This is a genomic window from Enterobacter cloacae complex sp. S1 (assembly GCF_014930525.1).
GTDB classification, from domain to species: domain Bacteria; phylum Pseudomonadota; class Gammaproteobacteria; order Enterobacterales; family Enterobacteriaceae; genus Enterobacter; species Enterobacter hormaechei_C.
In genome coordinates this window covers 1-10,927 of sequence record NZ_JADBRE010000024.1, presented here as the reverse complement: position 1 = coordinate 10,927, position 10,927 = coordinate 1, and the positions used below count along the sequence as shown (strand labels likewise).

At 53.9% G+C, this 10,927-nt stretch carries 9 protein-coding genes; 4 read left to right on the top strand and 5 right to left on the bottom strand.

Annotated elements, in window-relative coordinates:
- Window positions 1-78 precede the first annotated feature (78 nt).
- The gene (locus IM290_RS16550; protein WP_045339422.1) at window positions 79-687 is read right to left on the bottom strand and encodes a glutathione S-transferase; all 609 of its coding nucleotides are present in this window, start codon (window positions 685-687) and stop codon (window positions 79-81) included.
- A 436-nt stretch (window positions 688-1,123) separates the two neighbouring features.
- On the opposite strand from IM290_RS16550, the gene IM290_RS16545 reads away from it, so the two are divergent.
- The 4 genes from IM290_RS16545 (at window position 1,124) to IM290_RS16530 (ending at window position 5,289) form a co-directional block, all read left to right on the top strand.
- Window positions 1,124-3,031, top strand: coding sequence for a PTS mannitol transporter subunit IICBA (locus IM290_RS16545; RefSeq protein WP_047736582.1), 1,908 nt, complete (start codon window positions 1,124-1,126; stop codon window positions 3,029-3,031).
- Window positions 3,032-3,132: 101 nt separating this feature from the next.
- On the top strand, window positions 3,133-4,281 hold the full coding sequence (gene mtlD, locus IM290_RS16540) for a mannitol-1-phosphate 5-dehydrogenase (RefSeq protein ID WP_045907570.1): 1,149 nt from the start codon (window positions 3,133-3,135) through the stop codon (window positions 4,279-4,281).
- Window positions 4,278-4,868 (top strand): mannitol operon repressor MtlR, encoded by a 591-nt coding sequence (gene mtlR / locus IM290_RS16535; protein ID WP_015572766.1) that lies wholly within the window; start codon window positions 4,278-4,280, stop codon window positions 4,866-4,868. The genes mtlD and mtlR overlap by 4 nt, the downstream gene beginning before the upstream one ends.
- A 58-nt stretch (window positions 4,869-4,926) precedes the next feature.
- Entirely contained in the window at window positions 4,927-5,289 is a 363-nt protein-coding gene (locus tag IM290_RS16530; protein WP_015572767.1) for a YibL family ribosome-associated protein, read from the top strand.
- A 32-nt stretch (window positions 5,290-5,321) separates the two neighbouring features.
- On the opposite strand, the gene IM290_RS16525 is transcribed toward IM290_RS16530, so the two are convergent.
- Genes IM290_RS16525 through IM290_RS16510 form a run of 4 tightly spaced genes read right to left on the bottom strand, consistent with a single transcriptional unit; the run spans window position 5,322 to window position 10,197 of the window.
- Window positions 5,322-6,416 (bottom strand): fimbrial protein, encoded by a 1,095-nt coding sequence (locus IM290_RS16525; protein WP_193042086.1) that lies wholly within the window; start codon window positions 6,414-6,416, stop codon window positions 5,322-5,324.
- Between the two features lie 9 nt (window positions 6,417-6,425).
- Window positions 6,426-8,906, bottom strand: a complete 2,481-nt coding sequence (locus IM290_RS16520; RefSeq protein ID WP_193042087.1) for a fimbria/pilus outer membrane usher protein — start codon at window positions 8,904-8,906, stop codon at window positions 6,426-6,428.
- A gap of 4 nt (window positions 8,907-8,910) precedes the next feature.
- The gene (locus IM290_RS16515) at window positions 8,911-9,585 is read right to left on the bottom strand and encodes a molecular chaperone (protein ID WP_023295610.1); all 675 of its coding nucleotides are present in this window, start codon (window positions 9,583-9,585) and stop codon (window positions 8,911-8,913) included.
- Window positions 9,586-9,615: 30 nt separating this feature from the next.
- Window positions 9,616-10,197, bottom strand: a complete 582-nt coding sequence (locus tag IM290_RS16510; RefSeq protein ID WP_015572771.1) for a fimbrial protein — start codon at window positions 10,195-10,197, stop codon at window positions 9,616-9,618.
- Between the last annotated feature and the right edge of the window lie 730 nt (window positions 10,198-10,927).

Genomic DNA, 10,927 nt, shown 5'->3' with positions numbered 1-10,927 from the left:
TCCCCCCTCCCGACGGGAGAGGGAGTTAACATGTGGGGGGATTGTACCGCCTCCCGCCAGGAAGTGTTATAACCCGCATCAAGCCTTTGGCGGTTCAGTCCGGGCAAAACTTTCGCGCTGGAAGAGCGTTTCCGCCAGTTTGACCAGCAGCGGACGATCCACGCACCAGCCCGGCGAGACGCGGCGGAAATTGAGGTAGCCAATGGCGCAGGCGATGGCGATCGTCGCCAGATTCAGGCTATCGCTCTGAATTTTCCCGTCGCGGATCAGCTGTTCGCACATATCCAGGCTGCGGCTGATTTTTTCGCGCTGGCGTAGCAGCTCATTTTCTGACTGCTGGGCGGCGGGCCTTGCCTGCTCGCGTACGGACGTCAATGCCGCATCCATAATGCCATCCGCCAGGGCTTCAATTTGCTTCATCACCAGCGCTGCTTTTGGATCCGCCGGCAGCATGGCTGGCGCAACGCCAAGCAGCTCGATGTACTCCGCAATGATCGGGGAATCAAACCAGTAGTCGCCCTCGTCCGTTACCAGCGCCGGGACTTTCCCCAGCGGGTTGTACTGCGCAACGCCGTTCTCTGCGTTGTAGGGCTGTTCATTCACGAATTCAAATTCAATCCCTTTCTCCAGCAGGAGAATCGAAATCTTACGCACGAAAGGACTGGTATAACTGCCGATGAGTTTCATTGCTTATCCTTAATGCCCATAAAGAGGTCAGTATGGATCAAGCCGTGGAAAAAGGCAGGTATGCGTATCGCATTCCTGCCATGAGGGGATACGGGAGAAATCTGCATAAAAATATTTTGTGAATCAAATCACAATTTGGAAACAAACAGCCCACTTAACATTGTGATATAAGTCACAAAACAACGCCCATTTTGGCGTAACTTTGAGCGATGTATTTTTTTTACACACTCATTTTGTGATCATGATCACTTCATTAATATCCTCACCCCCTACATTCATGTGATTCAGATCACACAAAATTTCACTGTCTGGACAGTTGAACGATTCAGTGCCAGATTTCACAGCATCAGAACAGGGCCCGGCTACCTCTGCCGCCGCACATTAACGATAAACCTCGGGCCACAAGCCTAAGCGTAAACATAAGAAGGGGTGTTTTATGTCATCCGATTTCAAGATCAAAGTGCAAAGCTTTGGTCGTTTCCTCAGCAACATGGTGATGCCAAATATCGGCGCGTTTATCGCGTGGGGTATTATCACCGCATTATTTATTCCGACAGGGTGGTTGCCTAACGAAACGCTGGCAAAACTTGTTGGCCCAATGATTACCTATCTCCTGCCACTGCTCATCGGTTATACCGGTGGTCGTCTGGTGGGCGGTGACCGCGGTGGCGTCGTGGGTGCCATCACAACCATGGGGGTGATTGTCGGTGCGGATATGCCGATGTTCCTCGGTGCGATGATTGCCGGTCCTCTGGGCGGCTGGGCGATCAAGAAATTTGACGTCTGGGTTGATGGCAAGATCAAATCCGGCTTCGAAATGCTGGTGAACAACTTCTCTGCGGGCATCATCGGGATGATCCTCGCGATTCTGGCGTTCCTCGGCATTGGCCCGGCGGTTGAAGTGCTGTCCAAGCTGCTGGCGGCGGGCGTTAACTTCATGGTGGCACACGACATGCTGCCACTGGCGTCTATCTTTGTTGAACCAGCGAAAATCCTGTTCCTGAACAACGCCATCAACCACGGTATCTTCTCACCGCTGGGTATTCAGCAGTCACACGATCTCGGCAAGTCCATCTTCTTCCTGATTGAAGCGAACCCGGGTCCAGGTATGGGCGTTCTGCTGGCGTACATGTTCTTTGGTCGCGGCAGCGCGAAACAGTCTGCTGGCGGCGCGGCGATCATTCACTTCCTGGGCGGTATTCACGAAATTTACTTCCCGTATGTGCTGATGAACCCACGTCTGATCCTGGCCGTTATCCTTGGCGGTATGACCGGCGTGTTCACCCTGAGCGTACTGGGCGGTGGTCTGGTGTCTCCTGCTTCTCCAGGCTCTATCCTGGCGGTGCTGGCGATGACCCCGAAAGGCGCCTACTTCGCGAACATCGCGGCGATCTGTGCGGCCATGGCGGTCTCCTTCGTGGCCTCCGCTATCCTGCTGAAAACCAGCAAAGTGAAAGAAGACGACGATATTGAAGCGGCAACCCGTCGTATGCATGACATGAAAGCCGAATCCAAAGGCGCAACACCGCTGACGGCGGGTGATGTCTCTAACGACCTGAGCCACGTGCGCAAAATTATCGTGGCCTGTGATGCCGGTATGGGCTCCAGCGCAATGGGTGCGGGCGTACTGCGGAAGAAAGTGCAGGATGCGGGTCTGACCAACATCTCCGTCACCAACAGCGCGATTAACAGCCTGCCGCCGGACGTTGACCTGGTGATCACGCACCGCGATCTGACCGAACGCGCTATGCGTCAGGTACCGCAGGCGCAGCACATTTCCCTGACCAACTTCCTCGACAGCGGCCTGTACGCCAGCCTGACCGAACGCCTGGTGGCGGCGCAGCGCCATGAAGATAACGAAGTGAAAGTGCGTACCAGCCTGCAAGACAGCTTCGACGAGAGCAACGCGCATCTGTTCAAACTGGGCGCTGAAAACATCTTCCTTGGCCGCACGGCGACCAATAAAGAAGAGGCCATTCGCTTCGCCGGTGAGCAGCTGGTGAAAGGCGGCTACGTTCAGCCTGAGTACGTTGAGGCGATGCTGGAACGCGAAAAGCTGACCCCAACCTACCTGGGTGAATCCATCGCGGTGCCACACGGTACGGTGGAAGCCAAAGACCGCGTGCTGAAAACCGGCGTGGTGTTCTGTCAGTATCCTGATGGCGTGCGCTTCGGTGAAGAAGAGGACGACATCGCCCGGCTGGTGATTGGTATCGCCGCTCGCAACAACGAGCATATCCAGGTGATTACCAGCCTGACCAATGCGCTGGATGACGAAACGGTTATTGAGCGTCTGGCCAACACTACCAGCGTTGAAGAAGTTCTGGCCCTGCTGAACAAGTAACAGCGCCTCTTCCCTCTCCCCCCGGGGAGAGGGCTAGGGTGAGGGGAAAACGTTCCTCACCCCAGCCCTCTCGGGTAAAAACATTGATGAAGGTTAACACTATGAAAGCATTACATTTTGGCGCAGGTAATATCGGTCGTGGCTTTATCGGTAAACTGCTGGCAGACGCGGGCATTACCCTGACATTCGCCGATGTGAATCAGGTGGTTCTGGATGCCCTGAATGCCCGTCATAGCTATCAGGTTCACGTGGTGGGTGAAAACGAACAGGTTGAAACGGTCTCTGGCGTCAACGCGGTAAGCAGCATTGGCGACGACGTGATTGACCTCATCGCGAGCGTTGATCTGGTCACCACAGCCGTCGGTCCGGTGGTGCTTGAGCGTATCGCCCCGGCGGTTGCGAAAGGCCTGGCGAAACGTAAAGCACAGGGCGTTGAAACGCCGCTGAACATCATCGCCTGTGAAAACATGGTGCGCGGCACCACGCAGCTGAAAGGCCACGTTATGGCAGCCGTGGCTGACGAAGATAAAGCCTGGGTTGAAGCGCACGTGGGTTTTGTGGATTCCGCCGTTGACCGCATCGTTCCGCCGTCAGCATCCGCCACCAACGACCCGCTGGAAGTGACCGTGGAAACCTTCAGCGAGTGGATCGTTGATAAAACCCAGTTTAAGGGCGCGCTGCCGACCATTCCGGGAATGGAATTAACCGATAACCTGATGGCATTTGTCGAACGTAAACTCTTCACGCTGAACACCGGGCATGCTATAACCGCGTACCTCGGAAAATTGGCCGGTCATCAGACGATTCGTGACGCGATCCTCGATGAGAACATCCGTGCGGTGGTCAAAGGGGCAATGGAAGAGAGCGGCGCGGTGCTGATCAAACGCTACGGTTTTGATGCTGATAAACACGCGGCATACATCCAGAAAATCCTCGGTCGTTTTGAAAACCCGTATCTGAAAGATGACGTTGAGCGCGTGGGTCGTCAGCCGCTGCGTAAACTAAGCGCGGGCGACCGCCTGATTAAACCGCTGCTGGGCACGCTGGAATACGGCCTGCCGCACGCTAACCTGGTGAAGGGCATCGCTGCCGCCATGCACTACCGCAGCGAGCAGGACCCGCAGGCGATTGAGCTGGCTCAGCTGATTGATGACAAAGGCGCGCAGGCTGCGCTGGCGCAGATCTCCGGTCTGGATGCCAACAGTGACGTAGTTGCGGAGGCGGTCAGCGCATACAACGCAACCAAATGATGCAGAGTCCGGCGCAGGTTAGCCTGCGCCCGAATAACAGATTGTCAGATATGCAGGCAATAATGGAACAAACCCAGGCCTTTGAAAATCGTGTGCTTGAGCGTCTGAATGCTGGCAAAACCGTACGAAGTTTCCTGATTGCCGCCGTCGAGCTGTTAACCGAGGCGGTGAACATTCTGGTGCTTCAGGTGTTTCGCAAAGACGACTACGCGGTAAAGTATGCTGTAGAACCGTTACTGGACGGAGACGGACCGCTGGGCGATTTATCGGTACGGCTGAAGCTGATTTACGGTCTTGGCGTGCTGAACCGCCAGGAGTATGAAGACGCCGAGCTGTTAATGGCGCTGCGCGAAGAGCTCAATCATGACGGTAATGAGTACACCTTTACCGATGATGAGATACTGGGGCCCTTCGGCGAACTGCACTGCGTATCCGCGCTTCCTCCCGCACCTCAGTTTGATAACAGCGACCCTGAGCTGTACGCGATGCAAAAGCTGCGTTATCAACAGGTTGTGCGCTCCACCATGGTGCTTTCCCTGACTGAGCTGATTTCTAAAATCAGCTTAAAAAAAGCGTTTCAGAAGTAAGCCCGCACACATTGGTGTATCCTTCCCTGTAAATTCCCCGTTTTCAGAGTTATTTGTCATGAAAGAAGTCGAAAAGAACGAAATTAAACGCCTGAGCGACCGTCTGGATCTGATCCGCCATCAGATGGCTGGCCTCTCCCTGGTCGATTCCGCCGAGAAATATGCCGAGCTGGAAAAAGAGTCCGTGAAGCTGGAGGCGGAAATTGAACGCCTGCGCGAAGTGAAAGGCCAGAAGCTGAGTAAAGAAGCGCAGAAGCTGATGAACATGCCGCATCGCCGCGCGATCACCAAAAAAGAGCAGGCCGACATGGGCAAGCTGAAGAAAAGCGTCCGTGGCCTGGTGGTGGTGCACCCGATGACTGAGCTTGGTCGCGAAATGGGCCTGAAAGAGATGACGGGTTTTTGTAAGACCGCGTTCTGATCGTCCTCCCCTGCCGCTGCGGCAGGGGAAACTCAGTTGTAAATCAGGTTAAACGTCGCCATCGCATCCGCTTTTCCCGCCGTCACATTCTCTTCCGTCTGAAGGTAATGCGCATCAAACCAGAAGGTTTGCGTCTGGTTATCCCCCACTTGCCCAAATGCTGACACCTGTGGGGTGTTCCATGGTACCACCTGCCCCTGAACCGAACCGGTATTGTCACCGTAAAGCAGTTCGATCCCGACACCGCTGGCGCTATCCTCCTGCTTCGTCAATGCCAGCGCCCGATCGTTGCCCGGCGTGGTATCGCCAAAGAAACCCATCTTCACCGCCGTGTTATTTTCGCAGGTCACCGGAATGCTGAAGCGCCTGCCTCCGGCCCGTGAGCCTATGCCATGAAATTCACGCTGGCTCACGCTCCCCATGGGAACAAGAATGCTGCGAGAGCCCACTGAACAGCTGGTACGCCTGACGGTGAAGCTGGCGAGATGGATCTGTACCGGTGTCGCCACGTTGGTGGCGCTGGCTTGATTTTCTCCCGCCTGCAATATCAGCGATCCGACATTTTGCTCCTGGGAATTGGCGTTATCGTCAGGCATGGCGCTGGTCGTTGGAATTTTGTAAAACACCACCCAGAACTGCATTTTATACATTGAGGCGCTGGCAAAGGCGGGGTTTTGCGATGCGTCGCAAATGCGCCTGGACTCATTGCCATTCACCTGACTTGTGCCGTCAATATAGCGTACCGCATCGGCGCCGCAGTACTGCTGTTCCCGGAACCCCAGCGCGTAGCCGATGCCGTCGATCTGAGTTTTATAGACGTGACGTGACGCGCCGTCTTCACCAACCACGGTGCCGACGGGGTTATCCACGTCGACAAAGCCGATACTACGCCAGGCATCATTCCCGCCATCACAGCTGTAGAAATCCGCCCCGGTAGACTGTATCGGCGCAGATATCGGCGTCCAGTCCGCCGTGCCGGGCGCATACCCTATGGCGTAGGGCACCTGAACGACCCACTGATCGCGCGTGGTGCGGCAAGATGAGGTCTGAGCATGGGCATGAAAACTCAGCATGCCAAAAAGCGAAAGAAGGCTCAGGTAGAAAAACCAGTGAATAAAACGACGCATGATATTCCTCTAATGGCACTCAACGGATAGCGTGGCGATACCGGGGGCCATATGAGCTTTCCCCAGTCTGAAAGGTGTCTGGCATTGCTGCTGCTCCCCGTCCTGATACCAGCTGACGCGCAGGGTGCCGCGCTCTGGTACCCCGCTCAGGTAGGCCTGACCGCCGTCAGCGACCATGCTTCGGTTTGCAGAATGGCGGTTCTGCTCCACCACTTCAGCCTGCGCGCCAAACGGCAACGGTTCGCCGTGGTAGCGCAGGGAAAACAGAACGCGATAACCAATGTGGGTTTTGTAATTGGCCAGCACCACCGCGCCGCTGGTGGGAATGAGCGTCAGACCGCTCTGCTCAACGTCGACGTTCTCACCCAGCGTTGCCGTATCAAGGCTGACGGTATTTTTGCGATACGCCGAGAGCGTTGGCATGACCGCATAGCCGCGGCTGTCGGTATGGATCCCGTTGTAGCCCTCCGGCTCAACGTTCGCCGCACCGGGCACGCGTAGCAGGGCGACGGTATCGCCCAGCGGCTGGCTAAGCGTGACGCCATACTGCGTGGCGATAACGCCTCCGGCGAGTCCGAGACTCGCGTTGCTACCGCTTCGGCTGTGGTCATAACCGAGACTGACGTTGCCATAGCCACCGTTGTATTGCAGCGCCAGGCTGGTACTGTCGGCTTGTCCCTCGCTGGCCTTACTCTGCTGAACGCTGTAATTAAGGTTGCGATTCGCCAGCGCACTGCCGTTGAGTGACACCTGCTGAGTGGTCATCCCACGATTGTTGTGGTTGATGAAGTAACTGACCGAGCTGTCCGGTAACCAGTGACCAAGCGGAACATTGACGTTAAACGACACGGTACGATCGGGATGCTGCTCAAGCGCTGAGTCGGTGTAGTCATACCCCGCGCCCCAGGTAATGCCCCGCCAGCTGGTGTACCAGCCAATGTGGATGGTTTTATCCTGCCCGGACGTCTGCCAGTAATCCTGCATCCATGCCGAAACGCTGAGGCTGCCGAACTGACCCAGCGTCTGTGAGAAGGTGACCTGCGAGCGGCTACGGCGATTATTGAGTTGCAGCTGTTGGCTGTCAGACTGATTCAGTTCACTGAATTCATAGTAATTGCGCGAGGCATAGCGATAACTCGCCAGGTTGAAGGCGGTGCCGGTAGCGCTGAAATCTTTCTGATACTGAATGCGCCACGCCTGCCCCATCGCGCTTTTGCCATTGGGTAAACGGCTTTTTGCCAGCGTATCGTCAATGCCCAGCGAGCCAAATGCGCCAAACCCTCTGCCTACGCCAATTGCACCGGCCTGATAGTTGCTCGCCGTACGAAAGCCGCCATACACCGTCATTCTGGAGAGCAGGCCGTAGAAGAAAGCGCCTTCAACAAACTCAGGTGAACGCGCATCGCCGGAGCCGGAGTGAAATCGTCCGGCATTGAGGCTGTATTTCAGGCTGCCCAGGCGTCGCATAAACGGCACCGCAGAATAGGGTTGGGTAAAGACGCGCGTTGAGCCGTCACTTTCCGTGACCGTAACCTGTAGATCGCCACTTTGTGCGCCGGGGAACAGATCGTTAATGATAAATGGCCCGGCGGCCACCCAGGTTTCATAGATCACATAGCCATTTTGCGAAACGGAGACTTTAGCGAAGCTGTGTGCGACGCCGCGGATGGTTGGTGCGAAGCCGCGCTGGCTGTCGGGCAACATGCTTTCGCTTGATGTGAGCTGTACCCCGCGAAACGCCACGCTATCAAAGACGTCGCCTGCGGTCCGGGCATCGCCGATCCGTAGCTGGCTGTTAAGACGGCGAATATCCCGGGTCAGCCAGCTACTTTGCGACTGAAAATGGTCGCCGCCCGCGTCGCTGTGGCTCCAGGCGGAGGTGTTGCGCAACCGCCACGCCCCCAGATTGATACCGTTACGCAGGCTCAGATAGCTGGATGTCGTGACGCCACGCTGATGATGTGCCTGGCCGCCCGACAGACTGTAATCAGTAAATGCCGCCGGGATACCATCGTCCCACAGCGACTGCGGCACGTAGCCACGGCTGCGGTATTTCATCGCCGCCTGCGGCAGGCTGAGAAAAAGACGCTGCTGGTTGAAATCATAGGAGGTTCGCGCTGCCGGAATGAAATCCGCGAGGTGCGTGAACGTTTCTCCCTCCCGCAACCGTGAGAATGCAGGAATGGCCCTGACATTCACCCCAAGCGCTTCCAGCAGCGATACGCTAAAAACGGGTTGCAGGCTGCCTTTCTCATTGACGAAGGTGATCTCCTGATGCCGCTCCTCGCGTCCGTTAATCTCCAGCGTCACGAGCCAGGTGCCTGGCATCTGCCCGCCCTTTTCAGAGAAATAGTGCAGATCCGCCGTTTTCTGTTCGGTAGAGGAAAGCTCCAGCGCGGCGGGATCAAAGTAATCCTCGGCCATCCCCGCGCGGCTGAAGCTAAGCAGCAACACCGAAAGCGGCGCGTAACGAAACAGGCGAAAAGACATGGTCTTAAAGAGGCTGGGTGTGGGTGGCGGTGATGGCACCAAAATCATTAATAGCCGACCAGCTTACGCCCCCGGAGGCGGACACAGGCCATTCGCGGATTTCCCCTGGACCGATCATGCCCGGCTGCTCAATTTTATGCCCGCCAACGGACAGTCGATAAAAAGAGACGTAGTATGGCGTCGGGTTGGCGGCCTTAAGCCCTTTTCCCGTCCGCGAAAACGTTATTTTCTGCCAGGCAGTGGCAGCGTCCCCTTTAAGGTTGTCCGGGCGGTAGAAAATTTTAAATTTCGATTTAACGTTAACTTGTAATTCGTTGCTGCTCTCTTTTGGCTTTGGCGCAATCGCTTTAATATCGAGCCAGAATACAGATTCACGATCTGTGGGCAGCGGAGCGCCGGTATATTGAATACGCAGCGTGTTGGTCTGCTCCGGATCAAGTCTGAACAGAGGTGGTGTGACAATAAATGGCGCAGCGTTATTTTTATCCTGCCCATCACCTTCAACCCACGACTGAATAAGATAGGGAACCGCACTTTCCATATTAGAAACAGAAAATGCCACCTCCTTGCTGTGTTGTGGGTATACGATCCGTGTTCCCCCCATTACAACGCCCGCGGAAACTGACGCAGAACTAACCATTAATGCAGTGAGCATAATATACGATAAACGTTTCATCATTATTATCTCTGGAGGTGGCTGAGAGTGAAATCAGTTATAAACCATCAGGAAGTTGGAAACGGCATTGACGTCGCCCGCGTTAATTTCCGACCCGTCTTTGTCGAGAGAGGCATAAAACGTTAATTCAGCGTTGCCTTCAGCATCCGGTGCGGTTGTTTCAGATACCGTACCCGGTTTAATCGCGGTGCTGCGATCGCTGTTATAAAGCTTCACGCCGACACCCGTCGCCATCCCCTCGCCTGGGGTAACCTGTAGCAGTGTGTCATTCACCGTATCTTTGGTTCCGTCAAACAGTACCGCAACCGATTCAACCGTCTCCGGGCAGTTCTCTACGTTGATTTTGAACTCACGCGGCGTCGTTTCGCTGTGATCGTCAAAGTAGCTTTTCGCCCACGCGCCGAGGTCTACCGTTTTGCTTTTTGACGCAGGGGTAATATCACAGGAAATAAGGGTGATTTTCCCGGTAAAGTTGATCACGCCGCCTGTGCTCTGCGAGCCAGCGCCTGTATCCAGGGAAGCATTAACGCCAGAATCACTGCTTGCCAGTACTGATTGAGAAGATAACAGCAGCCCCGCCGCGGCAATCGCCAGCGCCACATTTTTGATTTTCATTTGGAACACTTTCCCCTCTGTAAATTAAACAGATATAGACTTGTTGTACCAGGTACAATAACCGCTATAAGGATTTAAAAACGCCACCAAAAGGGTTTTAGCAGAATGGGTGACGCGACCTTATAGAATAAAGCAGGGTCCATCCCATGGTGATAATCCGTATATTTTCAAAAGGCCATACACAGATATCCTGCAACTGAGGAAATGACTTCTGGCCGAAAATAACACTGAATACGTTGTGGTTAGTAATAAATTTAATATCTTCTGTAACGTTGCTTCTGAATAAATAGTAAATCATATGCCTTTTAACGTCTACGTATTGAAAAGCAATACGCCGCGTCTGTAAACACTCTGGAATTAACACTCAGCTAACAAATTTAACCCCTTTCGATTGCCCTGATAATTATTAATTTGCTTTTAATACCGTAACTAAATTACAAGAGAGCCAACTGATCATTGTTTGATCAATTTATTTCAGAATATTATTAGCCAAAAAATGTTACTTCAGCAAAAAATTCTTGCCCTTTATCCTGAAAAATCACGGTTAAACAGGATATTTCTTTATCGATCAGCAATTGATCGTTTGTAATACACTGTTAAAATCTATATGTGAAATTTACCTTAATTAAAATTTTTTGCTACAGCTTAGATTTCGCATTTTTAACCAAAAAAATTTTATTTATAGCAAATAAATCACTCTGCTCACATATATACAGCTTTTCAAAAACAC